General features: G+C 44.1%; 27 protein-coding genes. All 27 read right to left on the bottom strand.

Features of this window, described 5'->3' with window-relative positions:
* Nucleotides 1-24: 24 nt before the first annotated feature.
* The 27 genes from rpmD to rpoB all read right to left on the bottom strand — a co-directional run bounded on the left by rpmD (nt 25) and on the right by rpoB (nt 21386).
* Nucleotides 25-207, bottom strand: coding sequence for a 50S ribosomal protein L30 (gene rpmD, locus BLW54_RS18645; RefSeq protein WP_035511665.1), 183 nt, complete (start codon nt 205-207; stop codon nt 25-27).
* Nucleotides 208-225: 18 nt separating this feature from the next.
* A complete protein-coding gene (rpsE, locus tag BLW54_RS18640) occupies nt 226-720 on the bottom strand; it encodes a 30S ribosomal protein S5 (RefSeq protein WP_331280833.1) in 495 nt (164 codons plus the stop codon).
* 23 nt (nt 721-743) lie between these two features.
* The gene (gene rplR / locus BLW54_RS18635; protein ID WP_074736217.1) at nt 744-1106 is read right to left on the bottom strand and encodes a 50S ribosomal protein L18; all 363 of its coding nucleotides are present in this window, start codon (nt 1104-1106) and stop codon (nt 744-746) included.
* Between the two features lie 35 nt (nt 1107-1141).
* On the bottom strand, nt 1142-1678 hold the full coding sequence (gene rplF / locus BLW54_RS18630; protein WP_035511670.1) for a 50S ribosomal protein L6: 537 nt from the start codon (nt 1676-1678) through the stop codon (nt 1142-1144).
* A gap of 30 nt (nt 1679-1708) precedes the next feature.
* Nucleotides 1709-2107, bottom strand: a complete 399-nt coding sequence (rpsH, locus tag BLW54_RS18625; protein ID WP_035511672.1) for a 30S ribosomal protein S8 — start codon at nt 2105-2107, stop codon at nt 1709-1711.
* Between the two features lie 30 nt (nt 2108-2137).
* Entirely contained in the window at nt 2138-2323 is a 186-nt protein-coding gene (locus BLW54_RS18620) for a type Z 30S ribosomal protein S14 (protein WP_035511674.1), read from the bottom strand.
* Between the two features lie 26 nt (nt 2324-2349).
* Entirely contained in the window at nt 2350-2889 is a 540-nt protein-coding gene (gene rplE / locus BLW54_RS18615; RefSeq protein WP_035511675.1) for a 50S ribosomal protein L5, read from the bottom strand.
* Nucleotides 2890-2915: 26 nt separating this feature from the next.
* Nucleotides 2916-3227, bottom strand: coding sequence for a 50S ribosomal protein L24 (gene rplX, locus BLW54_RS18610; RefSeq protein WP_035511676.1), 312 nt, complete (start codon nt 3225-3227; stop codon nt 2916-2918).
* 40 nt (nt 3228-3267) lie between these two features.
* The gene (gene rplN / locus BLW54_RS18605; RefSeq protein ID WP_035511677.1) at nt 3268-3636 is read right to left on the bottom strand and encodes a 50S ribosomal protein L14; all 369 of its coding nucleotides are present in this window, start codon (nt 3634-3636) and stop codon (nt 3268-3270) included.
* Nucleotides 3637-3678: 42 nt separating this feature from the next.
* Nucleotides 3679-3942 carry a 30S ribosomal protein S17 gene (gene rpsQ / locus BLW54_RS18600; RefSeq protein WP_035511679.1) on the bottom strand — a complete coding sequence of 88 codons (264 nt, stop codon included), beginning with the start codon at nt 3940-3942 and terminating at the stop codon, nt 3679-3681.
* A 24-nt stretch (nt 3943-3966) separates the two neighbouring features.
* Nucleotides 3967-4167 carry a 50S ribosomal protein L29 gene (gene rpmC / locus BLW54_RS18595; protein WP_008636054.1) on the bottom strand — a complete coding sequence of 67 codons (201 nt, stop codon included), beginning with the start codon at nt 4165-4167 and terminating at the stop codon, nt 3967-3969.
* Nucleotides 4157-4591: a 50S ribosomal protein L16 gene (gene rplP / locus BLW54_RS18590; RefSeq protein ID WP_027953416.1), complete on the bottom strand. Its 435-nt coding sequence runs from the start codon at nt 4589-4591 to the stop codon at nt 4157-4159. Before rplP ends, rpmC begins: the two co-directional genes overlap by 11 nt.
* A gap of 18 nt (nt 4592-4609) precedes the next feature.
* On the bottom strand, nt 4610-5251 hold the full coding sequence (rpsC, locus tag BLW54_RS18585) for a 30S ribosomal protein S3 (RefSeq protein ID WP_035511682.1): 642 nt from the start codon (nt 5249-5251) through the stop codon (nt 4610-4612).
* Between the two features lie 3 nt (nt 5252-5254).
* On the bottom strand, nt 5255-5596 hold the full coding sequence (gene rplV / locus BLW54_RS18580; RefSeq protein ID WP_035511684.1) for a 50S ribosomal protein L22: 342 nt from the start codon (nt 5594-5596) through the stop codon (nt 5255-5257).
* 20 nt (nt 5597-5616) lie between these two features.
* Nucleotides 5617-5895, bottom strand: a complete 279-nt coding sequence (rpsS, locus tag BLW54_RS18575; protein WP_035511685.1) for a 30S ribosomal protein S19 — start codon at nt 5893-5895, stop codon at nt 5617-5619.
* A gap of 57 nt (nt 5896-5952) precedes the next feature.
* Nucleotides 5953-6786, bottom strand: a complete 834-nt coding sequence (rplB, locus tag BLW54_RS18570) for a 50S ribosomal protein L2 (protein WP_035511688.1) — start codon at nt 6784-6786, stop codon at nt 5953-5955.
* 36 nt (nt 6787-6822) lie between these two features.
* Complete coding sequence (gene rplW, locus BLW54_RS18565) at nt 6823-7110, bottom strand: 50S ribosomal protein L23 (protein WP_035511690.1); 288 nt, start codon at nt 7108-7110, stop codon at nt 6823-6825.
* Complete coding sequence (gene rplD / locus BLW54_RS18560) at nt 7110-7733, bottom strand: 50S ribosomal protein L4 (RefSeq protein ID WP_074736213.1); 624 nt, start codon at nt 7731-7733, stop codon at nt 7110-7112. Before rplD ends, rplW begins: the two co-directional genes overlap by 1 nt.
* A 21-nt stretch (nt 7734-7754) precedes the next feature.
* Nucleotides 7755-8390, bottom strand: a complete 636-nt coding sequence (gene rplC, locus BLW54_RS18555) for a 50S ribosomal protein L3 (RefSeq protein ID WP_035511693.1) — start codon at nt 8388-8390, stop codon at nt 7755-7757.
* A gap of 32 nt (nt 8391-8422) precedes the next feature.
* Nucleotides 8423-8731: a 30S ribosomal protein S10 gene (gene rpsJ, locus BLW54_RS18550; RefSeq protein ID WP_035511694.1), complete on the bottom strand. Its 309-nt coding sequence runs from the start codon at nt 8729-8731 to the stop codon at nt 8423-8425.
* Nucleotides 8732-9305: 574 nt separating this feature from the next.
* On the bottom strand, nt 9306-10496 hold the full coding sequence (tuf, locus tag BLW54_RS18540; protein WP_035511696.1) for an elongation factor Tu: 1191 nt from the start codon (nt 10494-10496) through the stop codon (nt 9306-9308).
* 126 nt (nt 10497-10622) lie between these two features.
* Nucleotides 10623-12701 carry an elongation factor G gene (gene fusA, locus BLW54_RS18535; RefSeq protein ID WP_074736209.1) on the bottom strand — a complete coding sequence of 693 codons (2079 nt, stop codon included), beginning with the start codon at nt 12699-12701 and terminating at the stop codon, nt 10623-10625.
* A 42-nt stretch (nt 12702-12743) separates the two neighbouring features.
* Nucleotides 12744-13214: a 30S ribosomal protein S7 gene (gene rpsG / locus BLW54_RS18530; protein ID WP_035511700.1), complete on the bottom strand. Its 471-nt coding sequence runs from the start codon at nt 13212-13214 to the stop codon at nt 12744-12746.
* A gap of 52 nt (nt 13215-13266) precedes the next feature.
* Nucleotides 13267-13686 carry a 30S ribosomal protein S12 gene (gene rpsL, locus BLW54_RS18525; RefSeq protein WP_035511702.1) on the bottom strand — a complete coding sequence of 140 codons (420 nt, stop codon included), beginning with the start codon at nt 13684-13686 and terminating at the stop codon, nt 13267-13269.
* Nucleotides 13687-13780: 94 nt separating this feature from the next.
* Nucleotides 13781-14032, bottom strand: a complete 252-nt coding sequence (locus BLW54_RS18520) for a ribosomal L7Ae/L30e/S12e/Gadd45 family protein (protein WP_035511704.1) — start codon at nt 14030-14032, stop codon at nt 13781-13783.
* Nucleotides 14033-14174: 142 nt separating this feature from the next.
* Nucleotides 14175-17786: a DNA-directed RNA polymerase subunit beta' gene (rpoC, locus tag BLW54_RS18515; RefSeq protein WP_035511706.1), complete on the bottom strand. Its 3612-nt coding sequence runs from the start codon at nt 17784-17786 to the stop codon at nt 14175-14177.
* A gap of 72 nt (nt 17787-17858) precedes the next feature.
* On the bottom strand, nt 17859-21386 hold the full coding sequence (gene rpoB, locus BLW54_RS18510; protein WP_035511708.1) for a DNA-directed RNA polymerase subunit beta: 3528 nt from the start codon (nt 21384-21386) through the stop codon (nt 17859-17861).
* Nucleotides 21387-21661: the final 275 nt, after the last annotated feature.

Genomic DNA, 21661 nt, shown 5'->3' with positions numbered 1-21661 from the left:
CACCTCCTTATAACTTTTGTAGAATTATACTTCTTTAACCGAAACTAGGTGAGACACCTTATCAGCCATACCTCGGATCGCTGGGTTATCTTCAAGTACGACAGTTTGACGGATCTTGTTCAGACCTAGCGCCTTGACAGTAGAGCGCTGATCTTGCGGTCTACCAATAACACTGCGCGTGAGGGTAATTTCTAACTTTTTAGCCATTTTATTTCCCTCCTTATCCTACAGTTCTTCTACTGACTTACCACGAAGTCTAGCGACGTCTTCTGCACGCTTAAGCTCACTAAGTCCAGTGATTGTAGCACGCACCATGTTAATTGGTGTGTTAGAACCAAGTGACTTAGAAAGGATGTCTTGAACACCTGCAAGCTCAAGGACCGCACGGACAGGTCCACCAGCGATAACTCCAGTACCTTCTGCTGCTGGCTTCATAAGAATGTTACCTGCACCAAAACGTCCGTTGATTTCGTGTGGAATAGTCGTGTTCTTCACTGGTACTGTGATTAGATTTTTCTTAGCATCATCAATGGCTTTCTTGATCGCTTCCGGTACCTCTTGGGCTTTCCCTGTACCGAAACCTACGTGACCATTTTTATCTCCTACTACAACCAATGCAGCAAAACGGAAACGACGTCCACCTTTAACTACTTTAGCTACACGGTTGATGGTAACTACGCGTTCTTCAAGATCAAGTTTGTTAGGGTCGATGTTTGTAATCATTTATGTCCCTCCTTTATCTATTAAAATTCTAGGCCGGCTTCGCGAGCGGCTTCAGCTAGTGCTTTCACACGTCCATGATATAAGTAACCTCCACGGTCGAATACAACAACTTTATATCCGTTGTCAATCGCACGCTTTGCTACCAATTCACCAACTTTTTGAGCTGCCTCTACATTGCCTGTAGCATCAAGGTTGAAGTCATTGTCTACAGTAGATGCACTGGCTACTGTTACTTGGCTTTCATCGTTGATTAGCTGAGCATAAATGTGTTTGTTAGAGCGATATACGTTCAAACGCGGGCGTTCAGCTGTTCCGAAAACATTCTTACGAACGCGGGCATGACGCTTTTTACGTACGACATTTTTATCTGCCTTCGTGATCATCAGGGTCACTCCTTTCTATACATTAGCTATGAACCTTACTTAGCTGTTTTACCTTCTTTTCTGCGTACATATTCGCCTTCGTAGCGAATTCCTTTACCTTTATAAGGCTCTGGAGGACGGATAGCACGAATCTTCGCAGCAACAGCACCAACTAGTTCTTTATCGATACCTTTAACGGTAACTTTTGTGTTAGCAGGTACTTCAATTTCGATACCTTCATGGTTTTCGATCTCAACAGGGTGAGAGTAACCAGCGTTGATTACTACTGTTTGGCCCTGTTTTTGAGCACGGTAACCAACACCGATGATTTCAAGGCTTTTCTCGAAGCCTTTAGAAACACCTTCAACCATGTTACCGATCAGGCTGCGTGTAGTTCCGTGAAGAGCACGGTGATCTTTGTGATCACTTGGACGCTCTACAGTAAGAATGTTGTCCTCAACTTTAACTGTGATGTCCTTGTGGAATGTACGAGTTAATTCTCCTTTTGGACCTTTAACCGTAATCGTGTTGTCATCCTGAATGATTTCTACACCCTCAGGGATTTCAAGTGATTTTAAACCTACGCGAGACATATTTTTGCACCTCCTGTCTGATCTGTTTTTTTACCAGATGTAAGCTAGAACTTCGCCACCGATGGCTTGTTCACGAGCTTCTTTATCTGTCAATACACCTTTTGAAGTAGATACGACGGCTACGCCTAGACCGTTAAGAACTTTCGGAAGTTCTTCAGCGTTAGCGTAAACACGTAGACCTGGTTTACTGATACGCTTCACACCGGAAATTACACGTTCATTGTTTTGACCGTACTTAAGGAAAATGCGAAGGACACCTTGTTTGTTGTCTTCAACAAATTCATAATCACGCACAAAACCTTCACGCTTAAGGATATCAGCGATTTCTTTTTTAACGTTGGAAGCTGGTAGTTCAAGCTTCTCGTGACGCACCATGTTAGCGTTACGAATACGTGTCAGCATATCTGCAATTGGATCTGTCATTGTCATAACTCATTAACCTCCTTCCCTGTTTCGGGTTTACCAGCTGGCTTTTTTGACACCAGGGATTTGACCTTTATATGCAAGTTCACGGAAACAAATACGGCAAAGCTTAAACTTACGAAGTACGGAGTGCGGACGTCCGCAGCGTTCACAACGAGTGTATTCGCGTACTTGGTACTTCTGTTTACGCTGTTGCTTCGCGACCATTGATTTTTTAGCCACTATTTTCCCTCCTTATAGTTAGCTCATTATTTTTGGAACGGCATACCGAACTGAGCTAATAGTTCACGTGCTTCTTCGTCAGAGTCAGCAGTTGTGACAATAACGATATCCATACCACGCACTTTGTTAACCTTATCGTAATCGATCTCTGGGAAAATCAATTGCTCTTTAATACCAAGCGTGTAGTTTCCACGACCGTCAAAAGCTTTCTTGGAAATACCACGGAAGTCACGCACACGTGGTAGAGATACTGCAATCAGCTTTTGGAGGAATTCGTACATACGCTCTCCACGAAGTGTAACTTTCGCACCGATTGGCATACCTTCACGTAGGCGGAATCCTGCAATTGATTTCTTCGCTTTAGTGATAACTGGCTTCTGACCAGTAATCAATGTTAGTTCTTCAACTGCTGTGTCAAGTGCTTTCGCGTTTTGAACAGCGTCACCCACACCCATGTTGACAACAATTTTCTCAACTTTTGGTGTCTGCATAATAGAATCATATTCAAATTTGTTCATCAAAGATGGAACAACTTCTTCTTGATATTGTTTCTTTAGTTCGTTCATCGTGTGGCCCTCCTTTCCTGTATGGCTTATTTATCTAGCGCTTCACCAGATTTTTTCGCGATACGAACTTTCTTGCCGTCCTCGACTTTGTAACCAACACGTGTCGGCTCACCAGTCTTAGGGTCGATTGGCATTACGTTGGATACGTGGATCGCTGCTTCTTGTGTCAAGATACCACCCTGCGGGTTTTCTTGAGAAGGTTTAGCGTGTTTTTTCACTTCGTTCACACCCTCAACAAGGACACGATCTTTTTTCGGATAAGCTTCAAGGATAGTTCCTTGCTTGCCTTTATCCTTACCAGTAATAACCATTACTTTGTCACCTTTTTTTACGTGCATTCTTCGCGCACCTCCTTAACAAGGCATTTCATTCAGGCTTTTATAATACTTCTGGAGCAAGAGATACAATCTTCATGAATTTAGCATCACGAAGTTCACGAGCTACCGGTCCAAAGATACGAGTACCGCGTGGTCCTTTGTCATCACGCACGATTACTGCTGCGTTTTCATCAAAACGGATGTAAGAACCATCTTTACGGCGTACCCCACTCTTAGAACGTACGATAACAGCTTTTACTACTTCACCTTTTTTAACAACGCCTCCTGGTGTTGCCTGTTTCACAGTAGCCGTGATGATATCACCAATGTTTGCTGTTTTACGGCCGGATCCACCCAATACTTTAATCGTTTGGATTTCACGAGCACCAGAGTTATCTGCAACTTTCAGACGAGACTCCTGTTGAATCATACCATGTAACCTCCCTTCGGATTAACTCCGAGCGAACTTTATTTAGATAATGACAGACTCTTCAACAACTTCTAGCAAACGGAAACGCTTGGAAGCAGATAATGGACGAGTTTCCATGATGCTTACGATATCACCGTTTTTAGCTTGGTTGTTTTCGTCATGTGCTTTGAACTTTTTGGAATACTTTACGCGCTTGCCGTAAAGCTTGTGGAACTTATAAGTTTCTACTAGTACAGTGATGGTTTTATCCATTTTGTCAGAAACGACACGGCCAGTATAAACTTTACGATTATTACGTTCAGTCATGTGAGGGTGACCTCCTCTCATCTATTAGTTATTTACGCCTAGCTCACGTTCACGTGCAACAGTCTTCATGCGAGCGATTGATTTGCGAACTTCACGGATACGTGCAGTGTTCTCGAGTTGACCTGTTGCCAATTGGAAGCGTAGGTTGAAAAGTTCTTCTTTAAGAGACTTAACTTTTTGTTCAATTTCGGCAGTGGTTAATTCACGGATCTCATTAGCCTTCATTGATTTCACCACCAATTTCTTCACGTTTTACGAATTTCGTACGAATCGGCAGTTTGTGTGAAGCAAGACGCAACGCTTCGCGTGCAACCTCTTCAGATACACCTGCGATTTCGAACATGATTTTCCCTGGCTTCACTACAGCTACGAAGCCTTCTGGAGCACCTTTACCGGAACCCATACGTACTTCTAGGGGTTTAGCAGTATAAGGCTTATCAGGGAAGATTTTAATCCAAACTTTACCGCCACGTTTCATGTAACGAGTCATCGCGATACGCGCGGCCTCGATTTGACGGGCTGTGATCCATGCAGGATCGATTGCTTGCAAACCATACTCACCGAATGCTACTTCAGTACCGCCTTTAGCGCGGCCTTTTAAGCTTGTGCGGTGTTGACGACGATATTTAACACGTTTAGGCATTAACATAATGCTTTTCCCCCTTCCTTACTTGTCTGTTTTAGTTGGAAGGACTTCTCCACGATAAATCCACACTTTAACACCAAGCTTACCGTAAGTAGTGTCAGCTTCTGCAGTTCCGTAGTCGATATCTGCACGAAGTGTGTGTAGTGGTACTGTTCCTTCACTGTAATATTCAGCACGAGCGATATCCGCGCCACCTAGACGACCAGATACTTGAGTACGAATACCTTTAGCTCCTGCACGCATAGCGCGTTGGATCGTTTGTTTTTGAGCACGACGGAAAGATACGCGGTTTTCCAATTGACGTGCAATGTTATCAGCTACAAGAGTAGCATCTAGGTCTGGCTTCTTCACTTCAACGATGTTGATGTGAACGCGTTTACCAGTTAGTTGGTTTAAAGCTTTACGAAGTGCTTCTACTTCAGAACCGCCTTTACCGATAACCATTCCTGGCTTAGCTGTGTGCACAGTAATGTTTACACGGTTTGCTGCACGTTCAATTTCTACAGTAGAAAGCGCAGCATCTTTAAGACGATTTTCAACATATTCACGAATCTTAATGTCTTCATGTAACAAGTCTGCATAGTCTTTGCCAGCGTACCACTTGGATTCCCAATCGCGGATGACGCCGATTCGAAGACCTACCGGATTAATTTTTTGACCCACTGATTATCCCTCCTTTTTTTCTGATACGACCACTGTAATGTGGCTGGTGCGTTTGTTGATTTGGCTTGCACGGCCCATTGCGCGAGGGCGGAATCGTTTAAGAGTTACGCCTTCATTTACAAACGCTTCGGAAACGTATAAGTTTTCCGGGTCCATTTCATAATTGTGTTCTGCGTTAGCGATCGCAGAGTTAAGAAGTTTCTCAACTACTGGAGATGCACCACGCTGTGTTAGACGAAGTGTCGCTAGTGCTTCGCCTACATTTTTTCCTCGAATTAAATCAATTACCAAACGAGCTTTACGAGGAGCGATACGTACGGTTTTAGCAACTGCTTTAGCTTGCATTAGAGTGCCTCCTCTCTATATTAACGTTTTGTTTTCTTATCGTCGCCAGAGTGTCCCTTGAACGTACGGGATGGCGCGAATTCACCTAGTTTGTGACCAACCATGTCTTCAGTCACATAAACTGGTACGTGCTTACGACCGTCATAAACGGCAATCGTGTGTCCGACGAAGTTAGGGAAGATAGTAGAACGGCGAGACCAAGTCTTCACGACCTGCTGTTTATTATCTTCGTTCAACTTTTCGACTTTTTTCATTAAATGATCATCTACAAAAGGTCCTTTTTTCAGGCTGCGGCCCATGAATAAACCTCCCTTCGTGATTGAGAGACGGGTTCTATTGCCCGCCCGACAATCCCGTTATTTTTTACCGCGTCTGCGTACGATATATTTATCAGACGGTTTGTTGCGTTTTCTCGTCTTGTATCCAAGAGTTGGTTTACCCCATGGAGATACAGGAGATGGCATACCGATTGGTGCGCGTCCTTCACCACCACCGTGCGGGTGATCACTAGGGTTCATAACAGAACCACGTACTGTAGGGCGCTTACCTTTCCAACGAGAACGTCCAGCTTTACCTACACTGATCAGTTCGTGCTCCAAGTTACCTACTTGACCGATTGTTGCGCGGCAAGAGCTTAGCACTAGACGAACTTCACCAGAAGTAAGGCGTACGAGCGTATATTTTTCTTCACGACCAAGAATTTGTGCAGAAGCACCTGCAGAACGGACGAGTTGTCCTCCGCGTCCTGGTTTCAATTCTACGTTGTGTACAATTGTACCAACTGGAATATCTTTAAGTTGAAGGGCGTTACCTGGTTTAATATCTGCACCTTCACCAGAAAGAATTTCCGTTCCTACCTTAACACCTTTAGGAGCTAGGATGTAACGTTTTTCACCATCAACATAGTTGATTAGTGCAATATTAGCGGAGCGGTTCGGATCGTATTCGATTGTAGCAACGCGTCCAGGTATTCCATCTTTGTCACGCTTAAAGTCAATAATACGATACTGACGCTTATGACCTCCGCCCTGATGACGAACTGTCAGCTTACCTTGGTTGTTACGTCCACCTTTTTTGTGAAGTGGAGTGACCAGGGAGCGTTCAGGTTTGTCAGTAGTGATTTCAGCGAAATCAGAAACTGACATGTGTCGACGACCGTTAGTAATTGGTCTGAACTTTTTAATCGCCATCTTTATTTCCCTCCTTCATTTATCATTTAGTATATTTTAAACTTCGAAGAATTCTAGTTCTTCACTGTCCTGAGTCAAAGTGATAACTGCTTTCTTACGATCGGAGCGGTAGCCGCCGTAACGACCCATACGTTTGAATTTACCTTTAAGGTTCATAGTGTTGACAGAAGCAACATTTACACCAAAGATTTCTTCAACTGCTTTTTTAATCTCAGTTTTGTTAGCTTTCGGGCTAACTTCGAACGTATATTTCTTTTCTCCCATAAGATCAGCAGAATGTTCAGTAATGACAGGGCGCTTGATGATATCGCGTGGTTCTTTCATTATGAGAGCACCTCCCCTGCTTTTTCAGCTGCTTCCTTAGTAAGGATCAGCTTGTCATGCGTTAGCAAGTCTAACACACTTACTTGTTCTACAGGAATACTTTTCACTGTAGGGATGTTATTAGAAGAAAGAGTTACATTTTCGTCTTCCTCAGCAGTGACGATCAATGCTTTCTCGTTAACATCTAGTGCCTTAAGAATGTTCACCACTTCTTTTGTTTTTGGAGCATCTAGAGATAGGCTTTCAAGAACAATGATGTTTTCTTCTTTCACTTTAGAAGAGAAAGCAGATTGAAGTGCCAAACGACGTACTTTTTTAGGAATTGTGTAGCTGTAGCTGCGTGGTGTTGGACCGAATACAGTTCCGCCACCTACCCATTGTGGAGCACGGATGGATCCTTGACGCGCGCGTCCTGTACCTTTTTGGCGCCATGGTTTACGTCCACCGCCGCTAACTTCCGAACGTCCTTTAACTTTGTGTGTGCCTTGGCGAAGATTCGCGCGTTGCATCAACACAGTTTCGTGTAATACGTGAGTATTAGGTTCAATCCCAAAAACGGACTCGTTTAGTTCGATTTCACCAACGTTTGAACCGCCTTGGTTTAATAGTGCTACTTTAGGCATGACATATCCTCCCTTCGTTTATTATTTGCTAGCCTTAATTGCACTTGTAATCTTAACGTAAGATTTTTTCGCGCCTGGAACATTTCCTTTGATAAGTAGTAGATTACGCTCAGCGTCAACTTTAACTACTTCAAGGTTTTGTAGAGTGACTGTCTCTCCACCCATTTGCCCTGCAAGACCTTTGCCTTTGAAGACTTTAGATGGGTCAGCACCTTGCCCCATAGAACCAGAACGACGGTGGAAACGAGAACCGTGTGTTTTAGGTCCAGTGGATTGGTTGTGGCGCTTAATCGCACCCTGGAAACCTTTACCTTTAGAAGTTCCTGTAACGTCGATGGCGTCACCAGCTTCAAAAATATCAACTTTAACCTCTTGACCAAGTTCATAGTCATCAAGGTTTGTATTACGGAATTCACGAATGTAGCGCTTAGGTGTTGTGTTTGCTTTTTCAGAATGGCCTTGTGCGGCTTTCTTCAAACGATTTGACTTTTCATCAGCAAAACCAAGTTGAATCGCTTCATAACCGTCGTTTTCAGCTGTTTTCTTTTGAAGAACAACGTTTGGCTCAGCTTGAACGACTGTTACTGGGATCAACTCGCCATTTTCGGAGAAAATTTGAGTCATGCCGACTTTACGTCCTAAGATTCCTTTCGTCATCCGTTACACCTCCTATTATCTTAACGATTTATTTATAGTTTAATTTCGATATCCACACCAGATGGTAGATCCAAACGCATGAGTGAATCAACAGTCTGTGGTGTTGGATTAACAATGTCGATTAGACGTTTGTGCGTACGCATTTCAAATTGCTCACGAGCATCTTTATACTTGTGAGTCGCACGAAGTACAGTATAAACAGAACGCTCAGTTGGAAGCGGGATCGGACCAGATACATTAGCTCCGGAACGCTTCGCTGTGTCTACAATCTTCTCTGCGGACTGATCAAGTACTCTGTGATCATACGCCTTTAAACGAATACGAATTTTCTCTTTTGCCATTATTTTCCCTCCTTCTTCGCCCATTTTTAAAATAGACATTCTCCGCGAAAAAAACTTGACCACCAGCCATGGCAAAGGGGCCGGGTGTGTCAACAACCTTTCGCTTCATCGCCTTTTATGACCAACATTACTTATTATATAGAAGAAACCCGGTCATTGCAAGGATAAATCCATAATTCTTTTCATTACGGACACTTAAAATATTATACTAACGTCCAACACATTTTTCAAGGGCTAGACTAGTATTCCTTGAAAATGAATGAAACGCGTTCTCAAAATCCATGGTCTATTAAAACAAATGGAATCATGAATATCAACCTTTGTTTTGATAAGTATGGCTGATCTAAAAATCATTGTAGTATTACATTCATATTTATATATCTTACATACTTTATCACTGAGCCTTCCATTGACGATAAGCAGGCTAGAAAACAACCCAATTTAATGGTGTAGAGCCAAACCTTTGGTGTACATCTTACAAAAATACTACCGCCCATCTTATAGATCGATTTTTCCATAGAAAAAAAGAACAACAGCTAATAGCTGTTGTTCTTTGTAATGGGTAATGCTGAAATTATTTAGTGATTTCAGAAACTACGCCAGAACCTACTGTACGTCCACCTTCACGAATAGAGAAACGTGTACCGTCTTCGATCGCGATTGGGGAGATAAGTTCTACAGTCATTTCAACGTTATCCCCAGGCATAACCATTTCTACACCTTCAGGAAGTTGAATAACGCCAGTTACATCCGTAGTACGGAAGTAGAACTGTGGGCGGTAGTTAGAGAAGAATGGAGTGTGACGTCCACCTTCGTCTTTTGCTAGCACATAAACTTCAGCTTTGAAGTTTGTGTGTGGTGTAATAGAACCAGGCTTAGCTAGTACTTGACCACGGTTGATGTCATCGCGGTTAACACCACGAAGAAGTGCACCAATGTTATCGCCAGCTTCTGCATAGTCAAGAAGCTTACGGAACATTTCAACACCAGTTACTGTTGTCTTGCTGGACTCTTCAGCCATACCGATGATTTCAACTTCGTCACCGACTTTAACTTGTCCACGCTCCACACGTCCAGTAGCAACTGTACCACGACCAGTGATTGAGAATACGTCCTCAACTGGCATCATGAATGGCTTGTCCGTGTCACGGTCTGGAGTTGGAACATGCTCATCAACTGCATCCATTAGATCGAAGATTGCTTGCTCATACTTCTCTTCACCTTCAAGAGCTTTAAGAGCAGAACCGCTGATTACTGGTACGTCATCACCATCGAAGTCGTACTCAGAAAGAAGGTCACGAACTTCCATTTCTACTAGTTCAAGAAGCTCTTCGTCGTCTACCATGTCAACTTTGTTCAAGAATACAACGATTGCTGGTACACCTACGTTTTTAGAAAGTAGGATGTGCTCACGAGTTTGTGGCATTGGGCCGTCAGCTGCGGATACAACTAGGATCGCACCGTCCATTTGAGCAGCACCAGTGATCATGTTCTTAACGTAGTCAGCGTGACCTGGGCAGTCAACGTGGGCATAGTGACGAGTTTCTGTTTCGTACTCAACGTGTGCAGTGGAGATTGTGATTCCACGCTCACGCTCTTCTGGAGCACCGTCGATCATGTCATATGCCATAGCTTCACCAGAACCAGATTTCTTGTGAAGAACTGTAGTAATCGCTGCTGTTAGAGTAGTTTTACCGTGGTCAACGTGTCCAATAGTACCAATGTTAACGTGGGACTTGGACCGGTCGAATTTTTCTTTACCCATTGTATATTTCCTCCTTTAGATAAGTAACAATTTTAGTTTGTTGATTTATTATGCAACTTAGGAGTAAGCAATAGTTACTCCTAAGCTTACAATACAAGTTATACTTTAACTCGTCTAAAAAATCAATTATTCACCAGCATTTTTCTTGATGATTTCCTCAGAGATGCTCTTAGGAACTTCTTCATAGTGATCGAAGTGCATCGTATACGTACCACGACCCTGAGTGTTGGAACGCAATGCTGTTGCGTAACCGAACATTTCGGAAAGTGGAACAAATGCTTTAACCACTTGCGCAGTACCACGAGTTTCCATACCTTCCACACGTCCACGACGGGAAGTTACATCACCCATGATGTCGCCCATGTATTCCTCTGGAATAACTACTTCTACTTTCATCATTGGTTCAAGTAGAACAGGCTTACACTTGTTTTTCGCTTCTTTAAGTGCCATGGATGCGGCGACTTTAAAGGCCATTTCGTTAGAGTCAACGTCGTGATAAGAACCATCGTAAAGAGTTGCTTTGATGTCGACCATAGGGTAACCAGCCAATACACCGTTCTCCATAGATTCTTTAATTCCTTGCTCTACAGATGGGATATATTCACGTGGTACGACACCTCCGACAATCTTGTTGACGAATTCGAATCCAGCGCCTTCTTCGTTTGGTTCGAATTCAACCCATACGTGACCGAATTGTCCACGACCACCGGATTGACGTACGAACTTACCTTCCACTTGTGCACTTCCGCGGAATGTTTCACGATAGGCAACTTGTGGAGCACCAATGTTCGCTTCAACTTTAAACTCACGCTTCAGGCGGTCAACGATGATGTCTAGGTGAAGCTCACCCATTCCAGCAATGATCGTTTGTCCTGTTTCAACATTTGTTTCAGTTTGGAACGTTGGATCTTCTTCAGCCAATTTACCAAGAGCAACAGACATCTTGTCTTGGTCAGCTTTAGATTTAGGTTCAATAGCTACAGAGATTACCGGTTCTGGGAATTCCATAGACTCAAGAATTACAAGATTCTTTTCATCACATAGAGTATCACCAGTACCAGTGTCCTTAAGACCTACTGCACCAGCGATATCCCCTGCATATACAGTGGAAATCTCTTCACGAGAGTTGGCGTGCATTTGCAGGATACGACCTACACGCTCACGCTTATCCTTCGTAGAGTTTTTCACGTAAGAACCAGCATTCAATGTACCAGAATAAACACGGAAGAATGTCAATTTACCTACATAAGGGTCTGTGGCAACTTTAAAGGCCAATGCAGAGAAAGGCTCGTTGTCATCAGACTTACGTACAACGTGCTCTTCCGTTTGTGGAACGTGACCTTCAATTGGAGGCACATCCAATGGAGATGGAAGGTAATCAATTACCCCATCAATTAGCAATTGGACACCTTTGTTCTTGAAAGCTGATCCACAGAATACCGGGTAGAATTCAACACTTAGGGTAGCTGTACGAATAGCATTCGTAAGCTGTTCATTTGTGATTTCTTCACCCTCAAGGTATTGCATCATCAAGTCTTCGTCAAGTTCCGCAACTGCTTCAACAAGCTTACCGCGGTACTCTTCCGCTTGATCTTTGTACTCGTCAGGAATTTCACGTGCTTCTGCACGAGTTCCCAAGTCGTCCATGTAATAGTAAGCTTCCATCGTTACTAGGTCAATGATTCCTTCGAATTCATCTTCCGCACCAATAGGAAGCTGGACAGCTGCTGCATTCGCTCCAAGGCGATCTTGCAAGGTACCTAGGGAGTAGATGAAGTCTGCACCAATTTTGTCCATTTTGTTAATGAATACGATACGTGGAACACCGTATGTTGTAGCTTGGCGCCAAACTGTTTCTGTTTGAGGCTCAACACCGGACTGTGCGTCAAGTACAGCCACGGAACCATCAAGTACACGCAAGGAACGTTCAACTTCCACTGTGAAGTCTACGTGTCCAGGAGTATCGATGATGTTAATACGGTGACCTTTCCACTGAGCAGTTGTAGCGGCGGAAGTGATTGTGATTCCGCGCTCTTGTTCCTGCTCCATCCAGTCCATTTGGGAAGCTCCTTCGTGAGTTTCACCAATTTTGTGGATACGTCCTGTGTAGAAAAGAATACGCTCTGTCGCTGTTGTTTTACCAGCGTCAATGTGAGCCATGATCCCGATATTACGAGTCTTTTCCAAGGAGAACTCTCTAGCCATGCATCTTTCTCCTTCCTGTTTGAACATTTATTTTTGTGGTGATTACCAGCGATAGTGAGCGAATGCTTTGTTAGCTTCCGCCATCTTGTGCATTTCTTCACGACGTTTCACTGATGCACCTGTGTTGTTAGCTGCATCTAGAATTTCGTTAGCCAAGCGCTCTTCCATCGTTTTTTCTCCGCGAAGACGCGCATAGTTTACGATGAAACGCAAGCCTAGAGCCTGACGACGTTCTGGGCGAACCTCAACAGGTACCTGGTAGTTGGAACCACCTACACGACGAGCGCGTACTTCCAATACAGGCATTACATTCTTCATGGCTTGGTCAAAAGCTTCCATAGCTTCATTTCCGCTACGCTCCTGAACAAGTTCAAAAGCTTTATAAAGAATCTTTTGAGCTTTACCGCGCTGACCGTTAACCATAATTTGGTTAATCAAACGAGTAACAAGCTTAGAGTTGTACATTGGATCTGGTAACACATCACGTTTAGCTACTGGACCTTTACGTGGCATATGTTCCCCTCCCTTCTTGGTTGTTATGATTTAATCGATATCGGAATATCGTTTATTTTTTAGCCTTAGGTTTTTTCGTACCGTATTTAGAACGGCCTTGCATACGACCATCAACACTTGCTGTGTCAAGGGCACCACGTACGACATGGTAACGCACACCTGGCAAGTCTTTAACTTTACCGCCACGGATAAGAACAACACTGTGCTCCTGTAGGTTGTGGCCGATACCAGGGATGTACGCGTTAACCTCTAGCTGGTTAGTAAGACGAACACGTGCATACTTACGTAGGGCAGAGTTCGGTTTCTTAGGTGTCATAGTACCAACACGTGTGCAAACCCCACGCTTTTGTGGAGAAGAAAGGTCTGTCATACGCTTTTTATAGCTGTTGTAACCTTTATTCAAAGCTGGAGAGTTAGACTGTTTTGTTTTGCTCACGCGTCCTTTACGTACCAATTGGTTAATTGTTGGCATGTTTGTATCCTCCCTTCGTTCTCTTTTAATACCACACATCCAGGTGGTTCATAAAAAGGCAAAAAACAAAGCTTTCGCGCAATACGCCAAAACTTTATTGCTTTATCGCAACTGTAGCCGCACCAACATCAATGCCACATGCATTTCCGAGCTCTTCCATTGAAGGAACTCGTGTATGAGGAATGTTCAGTTGTCGGGCCAGATCAGCTACTTTAACTGTCATTGACTGTTCAGCATCGTCAGCCGTTATGACTTCATCCACTTCACCATTTTTCATGGCTTTCAGTGTTTGTTTGGTTCCAATGATTATATCGGATTTAGCCTGTGCTACTTTTTCATAAGACATCTTCATATCCTCCAAAGTAACAAGGATAAATGGAAGCACCTTGATTATATTATCACTCACCCAAATGCATGTCAACTGCATTCGGGTGAGTTTTTTGGTGCTCCCGTCAATTTTACACCTTGTTAACATCTAATTCTTTATTTTAAGAGTGTGTGACCTCTTCTGTTACTTCCGGAACCTCTTCTTGCTGCTCTTCAGACTGCGCCTGGATCTTGCGGTATCGGGTCATACCTGTTCCAGCCGGAACAAGTTTACCGATAATAACGTTCTCCTTAAGTCCCAGCAACTCATCACGCTTACCTTTAATAGCTGCATCGGTCAGGACACGTGTTGTTTCCTGGAAGGATGCGGCTGATAGGAAGCTGTCTGTCTCAAGAGACGCTTTCGTGATTCCAAGGATGACAGGTCGGCCAACGGCCGGCTGTCCGCCTTCCATAAGTGCTTTTTGGTTAGCTTCTTTAAATTGGTGGATTTCAAGAAGTGACCCTGGAAGAACATCCGTATCACCAGCATCAAGCACACGTACTTTACGAAGCATTTGGCGGACCATAACTTCCACGTGCTTGTCAGAGATTTCAACCCCTTGCATTCGGTATACTTTTTGGACTTCTTTAAGAAGGTACTCTTGAACGCCATCCAATCCTTGTACTGTCAGCAATTCTTTCGGATCAATGGAACCTTCTGTTAAAGGATTTCCTGCTTTGACCTCATCACCAACAGTAACCTTCATGCGGGCGCCGTATGGAGCTGTATAAGAACGTGATTCTACAGCACCTTGGACAACAATCTCCTGCTTCTCTTTCACTTCGTTGATTTCATGAACCGTTCCGTCAATTTCGGTAATAACCGCTTGACCTTTAGGGTTACGTGCTTCAACGATTTCCTGAATACGTGGAAGACCTTGTGTAATATCGTCTCCGGCTACCCCACCTGTGTGGAAGGTACGCATTGTAAGCTGTGTACCAGGTTCACCGATAGACTGAGCAGCGATGATTCCGACCGCTTCACCCACTTCGACTTCATCACCAGTCGCAAGGTTGCGACCATAACACTTCTTACAAACCCCGTGTTTCGTATTACATGTGAATGCCGTACGAATTACGATTTCCTCAATGCCAGCCTCCACAATTTGTCTTGCTCTATCTTCAGAAATGACTTCATTTCGTTCAGCCAAGACTACATTTGTTTCAGGATGCTTCACTCTCTGGAATGCTGTACGTCCGATTAAACGGTCGATCAACGGTTCCACTACCTCTGACCCTTCCTTTAGAGCAGATACAGGCAGGCCACGGTCTGTTCCGCAATCATCTTCACGTACAATAACATCTTGCGCAACGTCTACAAGTCGACGCGTCAAGTAACCTGAGTCGGCTGTCTTCAGTGCGGTATCGGCAAGACCTTTACGCGCACCGTGAGTAGAGATGAAATACTCAAGTACCGTCAGACCTTCACGGAAACTTGACTTGATCGGCAATTCAATGATTCGTCCAGCTGGGTTGGCCATCAGTCCACGCATACCCGCAAGCTGCGTAAAGTTAGATGCGTTACCACGGGCACCGGAGTCACTCATCATGAAGATTGGGTTACGCGGGTTCAAGGATTTCATCAGACGGTTCTGGATGTCATCTTTAGCAGCAGACCAAACATCGATAACACGATCATAACGCTCTTCTTCTGTGATTAGACCTCGACGGAATTGTTTCAGGACTTTATCTACTTTTTTCTGAGATTCATCAAGAATTTCCTGCTTCTCAGGAAGTACCACGACGTCAGATACACCGACTGTAATTCCGGCCTTCGTAGAGTAAGCAAACCCGAGGTCTTTCATGCGGTCAAGCATTTTAGACGTTTCACTAATGGAGAAACGTTTAAATATTTCCGCGATGATATCACCAAGAATCCCTTTCTTGAACGGCAAAACTTCTTCACGACTAGAAAGTTCTTCACGGATATCTGTCCCTTTTTCTATGAAGTAATGATCTGGAGTCTTGATTTCCAAGTTCTCCTTCGTTGGTTCATTGATATAAGGGAATGAATTTGGCAGCATCTCGTTGAAAATCAACTTACCGACTGTTGTCAGTAGAAGCTGCTGATTTTGTTTTTCTGTGAAAGTTTCGTTATTCAACGAGCTAGCCTGAACAGCCACACGTGTGTGCAGGTGGGCATAACCGTTCTGATATGCCATCAAAGCTTCATTCAAGTCTTTGAAGAACATTCCTTCACCAATCGCACCTTTTCGCTCAAGTGTTAAGTAGTAATTCCCTAACACCATATCCTGTGAAGGCGTAACGACCGGTTTTCCATCCTTAGGGTTAAGGATGTTTTGAGCCGCCAGCATCAATATGCGCGCTTCAGCTTGAGCTTCTGAAGAAAGTGGCACGTGTACAGCCATTTGGTCTCCGTCAAAGTCTGCGTTATAAGCCGTACACACAAGCGGGTGGAGGCGAATAGCGCGCCCTTCCACAAGTGTCGGTTCAAACGCCTGGATACCTAAACGGTGCAACGTTGGAGCACGGTTAAGAAGAACCGGATGCTCTTTAATGACATCTTCTAGAACGTCCCACACTTCATGGTGTACACGTTCAATCTTACGCTTAGCTGATTTAATATTGTGAGCAAGACCTCTTGATACGAGCTCTTTCATTACGAATGGCTTGAATAATTCAAGCGCCATTTCCTTCGGAAGTCCACATTGGTACATCTTCAAGGATGGACCTACAACGATAACGGAACGTCCAGAATAATCGACACGTTTACCTAGTAAGTTTTGACGGAAACGTCCCTGCTTACCTTTCAACATATGAGAAAGGGATTTAAGCGGACGGTTACCCGGCCCAGTTACTGGACGGCCGCGACGGCCGTTATCAATTAATGCGTCGACAGCTTCCTGAAGCATACGCTTCTCATTTTGAACGATGATTGTCGGTGCTCCAAGGTCTAACAAACGCTTCAAGCGATTGTTACGATTGATCACACGACGATATAAGTCGTTCAAGTCAGATGTTGCAAAACGTCCTCCATCCAATTGAACCATCGGACGAAGTTCCGGTGGAATAACCGGAAGAACGTCAAGGATCATCCATGAAGGGTCATTACCGGAATTACGGAAGGACTCTAATACTTCAAGTCGCTTAATCGCACGTGTACGACGCTGACCTTGAGCTGTCTTCAACTCTTCCTTCAACGTGTCCACTTCTCCATCAAGGTCGATATCGAATAGAAGCTTACGAATCGCTTCTGCACCCATTGCCGCTTGGAATCCTTGGCCGAATTTTTCACGGTAGGAGCGGTATTCTTTCTCAGAAAGCAGCTGTTTTTTCTCAAGAGCTGTTTCACCAGGGTCTGTAACAATATAGGCCGCAAAGTAAATGACTTCCTCCAACGCTCTTGGGGACATGTCTAATACAAGACCCATACGGCTAGGAATACCCTTGAAGTACCAAATGTGAGAGACAGGGGCAGCTAGTTCAAGGTGCCCCATACGCTCACGACGTACTTTCGCTTTTGTTACTTCTACACCACAGCGGTCACAAACAACGCCTTTATAGCGAACACGCTTGTATTTACCACAATGACATTCCCAGTCTTTCTGCGGGCCGAAAATACGCTCGCAGAAAAGACCGTCTTTTTCTGGTTTCAACGTACGATAGTTGATGGTTTCTGGCTTCTTAACCTCACCGTATGACCAAGAACGAATCTTATCCGGTGAAGCGAGGCCTATTTTCATATACTCAAAGTTATTTACATCTAGCAAGGGGCCTACCTCCCTTTTAGTATCCAGGTTTTACCCTAAGCTTAGAACACGAGCTACAGCAGTGTTTCTATCTTAATCGTCTAAGTTCAAATTCTCGGATTCTTTGGTTTGCTCTTCTTCGATGTCACGCATTTCGATCTCTTGCTCGTCACCAGATAGAATCTTAACATCCATTCCAAGACTCTGTAATTCTTTAATCAGAACCTTGAAGGATTCAGGGACGCCAGGTTCAGGGACGTTATCACCTTTAACGATGGCCTCATACGTTTTCACACGACCGACAACATCATCAGATTTAACAGTTAAGATTTCTTGTAGAGTATAGGCGGCACCATATGCCTCAAGCGCCCATACCTCCATCTCACCAAAACGCTGTCCACCAAACTGAGCTTTACCACCCAACGGCTGCTGCGTAACAAGTGAATATGGTCCAGTAGAACGGGCGTGAAGTTTATCGTCAACCATGTGGGCTAGTTTAATCATATACATAACCCCTACAGAAACACGATTATCGAATGGCTCACCCGTACGTCCATCATAAAGGATCGTTTTAGCGTCACGTGACATACCAGCTTCTTGTAATGTTTCCCAAACGTCTTCCTCACGCGCTCCGTCAAATACTGGGGTAGCAATTCTCTCACCCATCAAGCGAGCTGCCATACCCATGTGTAATTCTAGCACCTGACCAATGTTCATACGTGACGGAACACCAAGAGGGTTCAACATAATATCTACCGGCGTACCATCTGGTAGGAAAGGCATATCTTCTTCTGGAAGAATCTTAGAAATTACACCTTTGTTACCGTGACGTCCGGCCATTTTATCCCCTTCGGAAATCTTACGCTTCTGCACGATATAAACACGAATCAACTGGTTAACTCCCGGCGGAAGTTCATCACCGTCTTCCCGATTGAAAATCTTCACATCGAGGACAATTCCACCCGCACCGTGTGGTACACGCAAGGAAGTGTCACGGACTTCTCGGGCTTTTTCACCAAAGATCGCGTGCAATAAGCGTTCTTCTGCGGAAAGCTCTGTCACACCTTTTGGCGTCACTTTACCGACAAGCAAATCTCCATCGCTGACTTCAGCACCAACACGGATAATTCCACGGTCATCCAAGTCGCGAAGCGCATCTTCACCTACGTTAGGAATATCGCGGGTAATTTCTTCTGGCCCCAACTTCGTATCACGAGCTTCTGATTCATACTCTTCAATATGAATAGATGTGTAAACATCATCTTTCACAAGACGTTCGCTCATGATGATGGCATCCTCGTAGTTGTAACCATCCCATGTCATGAAAGCAACAAGCGGGTTTTGACCAAGAGCTAGCTCACCCATGTCCATGGAAGGTCCGTCCGCAAGAATCTCTCCTGTTTTCACACGATCCCCCTTAGAGACGATTGGACGCTGATTGTAGCAGCTTCCCTGATTGGATCGAATGAATTTTTGGAGACGATAACGATCAAGATCGCCTTCGACTTCTTTGCCATCCACTTCAGAAATACGGCGCACACGGACTTCTTTCGCCTCCACACGCTCTACAATTCCCTCATGTTTGCAAATGACAGCAGCCCCGGAGTCTTTACCAGATACATATTCCATACCTGTACCTACAAGAGGAGCATCCGGTTTAAGCAAAGGTACGGCTTGACGTTGCATGTTCGCACCCATCAAGGAACGGTTGGAGTCATCATTCTCTAAGAAAGGAATACAAGCGGTCGCAGCAGATACGACCTGCTTCGGTGATACGTCCATGTAGTCGATACGATCACGGCTCACCACTGTGTTTTCCCCGCGGAAACGTGCGATAACCTCTTCATCCATAAATGCTCCGTCGTCATCTAGCTTCGCATTCGCCTGTGCTACAACATAATTGTCTTCTTCATCAGCCGTCAGGTAATCGATCTGGGCTGTTACTTTATTCGTATCCGGATCGACACGACGATATGGTGTCTCAATAAAACCAAATTCGTTCACCTTCGCGTAAGAAGAAAGAGAGTTAATCAAACCGATGTTTGGTCCCTCAGGTGTTTCGATCGGACACATACGCCCATAGTGGGAATAGTGTACGTCACGCACTTCAAACCCTGCCCGTTCACGTGTTAGACCACCAGGTCCTAATGCAGATAGACGACGTTTGTGTGTCAATTCCGCCAGTGGATTGGTTTGGTCCATAAACTGTGACAATTGCGAGCTGCCAAAGAACTCTTTGATCGACGCAATAACTGGTCGGATATTAATTAATTGCTGCGGTGTGATAGAAGATGTATCTTGAATCGACATCCGTTCACGAACGACACGCTCCATACGAGACAGACCAATTCGGAATTGGTTCTGAAGTAGTTCTCCTACAGAACGCAATCGGCGATTTCCTAGGTGGTCGATATCATCTGTTCCCCCAACATCGTGCAACAAGTTAAAGAAATAACTAATAGAAGAAAGAATATCCGCTGGTGTAATGTTCTTCACATCACGATCAATGTTGGCATTGCCAATGACATTGATGGAACGTTCCCCTTCCGGATCTGTTGGGTCGACGATTTTAACAGACTGAACTTGAATAGGATCTTCAAGTACGCCGTCAACCGGTTCCAATGTCTCTTCACTCAATGTACCTTCTTCGTCATCAAAATGAGGGATCAGCTTATTCAATAGACGGCGATCAATTTTGTCACCTTTTTCAGCGATCACTTCGCCTGTTTCTTCATCCACTAGTGTTTCAGCCAGTGTCTGATTAAACAAACGATCTTTGATGTGAAGTTTCTTGTTCATTTTATAACGACCGACACGCGCAAGATCATAGCGTTTCGGGTCGAAGAATCGGGAAACAAGTAAGCTCTTTGCATTTTCTACTGTCGGCGGCTCACCCGGGCGTAGTCGCTCATAGATTTCCAGTAGGGCTTTCTCTGTATTCTCCGTATTATCTTTTTCTAACGTATTCTTCAAGTATTCATTGTCACCAATAAGATCGATAATCTCTTGATCAGTACCAAAACCTAAGGCACGTAAAAGAACGGTAATAGGCAACTTACGAGTTCGATCAATCCGGACATGTACAACGTCTTTGGCATCTGTTTCAAACTCTAGCCACGCTCCACGGTTCGGGATAACGGTAGCTGTGTAACCTCTCTTACCATTCTTATCAATCTTCTTGTTGAAGTACACACTAGGTGAACGAACAAGCTGAGAAACGATAACACGTTCAGCACCATTGATTACAAAGGTACCTGTGTCTGTCATCAATGGGAAATCCCCCATAAATACTTCTTGTTCTTTCACTTCTCCTGTTTCATTATTCAAGAGACGCACTTTCACACGAAGCGGTGCGTTATATGTTACATCGCGATCCTTTGACTCATCGACTGGATACTTTGGTTCGCCAAGGCTGTAGTCCACAAACTCCAATGACAAATTACCTGTGAAATCTTCAATTGGAGAAATGTCCTGGAACATTTCCTTCAACCCTTCTTCTAGAAACCAATCATAAGAAGCGGTTTGAATCTCAATCAAATTAGGTAACTCCAATACTTCACTGATGCGTGCATAACTTCTGCGCTGGCGGTGTCGTCCATACTGAACTAGTTGACCTGTCAACTGATTCACCCCTCAAATCAAGCATTTTAATAACGAAAAAAGGGTCCGGCAAGACATGCCGAACAGGCTTGCGGTTGATCTTGCCACAAGCACTATTTGAACATCCGTCTTACAACGAATGGTGATTCTTCATTTCTCTCTAACGTTAGACAAAAAAGAAAAAGGCTTTTCATACATAAAAACCTCATTTACTTTCAGTGTTCGATTTTACCATTCTGACCATCTATCAAATTTTTATACATAATTCTTAAAAAAGACTTGACAGACACCAGAAA

The sequence above is a fragment of the Halobacillus karajensis genome (genome assembly GCF_900108515.1).
GTDB lineage: Bacteria > Bacillota > Bacilli > Bacillales > Halobacillaceae > Halobacillus > Halobacillus karajensis.
This window is presented reverse-complemented; position numbering and strand designations above follow the sequence as displayed.

Coding starts and splice junctions, on each gene's coding strand:
- rpmD (WP_035511665.1), bottom strand. CDS start 207: ATGGCTAAAAAGTTAGAAATTACCCTCACGCGCAGTGTTATTGGTAGA.
- rplR (WP_074736217.1), bottom strand. CDS start 1,106: ATGATCACGAAGGCAGATAAAAATGTCGTACGTAAAAAGCGTCATGCC.
- rplF (WP_035511670.1), bottom strand. CDS start 1,678: ATGTCTCGCGTAGGTTTAAAATCACTTGAAATCCCTGAGGGTGTAGAA.
- rpsH (WP_035511672.1), bottom strand. CDS start 2,107: ATGACAATGACAGATCCAATTGCAGATATGCTGACACGTATTCGTAAC.
- rplE (WP_035511675.1), bottom strand. CDS start 2,889: ATGAACGAACTAAAGAAACAATATCAAGAAGAAGTTGTTCCATCTTTG.
- rplX (WP_035511676.1), bottom strand. CDS start 3,227: ATGCACGTAAAAAAAGGTGACAAAGTAATGGTTATTACTGGTAAGGAT.
- rplN (WP_035511677.1), bottom strand. CDS start 3,636: ATGATTCAACAGGAGTCTCGTCTGAAAGTTGCAGATAACTCTGGTGCT.
- rpsQ (WP_035511679.1), bottom strand. CDS start 3,942: ATGACTGAACGTAATAATCGTAAAGTTTATACTGGCCGTGTCGTTTCT.
- rpmC (WP_008636054.1), bottom strand. CDS start 4,167: ATGAAGGCTAATGAGATCCGTGAATTAACCACTGCCGAAATTGAACAA.
- rplP (WP_027953416.1), bottom strand. CDS start 4,591: ATGTTAATGCCTAAACGTGTTAAATATCGTCGTCAACACCGCACAAGC.
- rplV (WP_035511684.1), bottom strand. CDS start 5,596: ATGCAAGCTAAAGCAGTTGCTAAAACCGTACGTATCGCTCCTCGTAAA.
- rpsS (WP_035511685.1), bottom strand. CDS start 5,895: ATGGGCCGCAGCCTGAAAAAAGGACCTTTTGTAGATGATCATTTAATG.
- rplB (WP_035511688.1), bottom strand. CDS start 6,786: ATGGCGATTAAAAAGTTCAGACCAATTACTAACGGTCGTCGACACATG.
- rplW (WP_035511690.1), bottom strand. CDS start 7,110: ATGAAAGAACCACGCGATATCATCAAGCGCCCTGTCATTACTGAACAT.
- rplD (WP_074736213.1), bottom strand. CDS start 7,733: ATGCCTAAAGTAGCACTATTAAACCAAGGCGGTTCAAACGTTGGTGAA.
- rplC (WP_035511693.1), bottom strand. CDS start 8,390: ATGACGAAAGGAATCTTAGGACGTAAAGTCGGCATGACTCAAATTTTC.
- rpsJ (WP_035511694.1), bottom strand. CDS start 8,731: ATGGCAAAAGAGAAAATTCGTATTCGTTTAAAGGCGTATGATCACAGA.
- tuf (WP_035511696.1), bottom strand. CDS start 10,496: ATGGGTAAAGAAAAATTCGACCGGTCCAAGTCCCACGTTAACATTGGT.
- fusA (WP_074736209.1), bottom strand. CDS start 12,701: ATGGCTAGAGAGTTCTCCTTGGAAAAGACTCGTAATATCGGGATCATG.
- rpsG (WP_035511700.1), bottom strand. CDS start 13,214: ATGCCACGTAAAGGTCCAGTAGCTAAACGTGATGTGTTACCAGATCCA.
- rpsL (WP_035511702.1), bottom strand. CDS start 13,686: ATGCCAACAATTAACCAATTGGTACGTAAAGGACGCGTGAGCAAAACA.
- BLW54_RS18520 (WP_035511704.1), bottom strand. CDS start 14,032: ATGTCTTATGAAAAAGTAGCACAGGCTAAATCCGATATAATCATTGGA.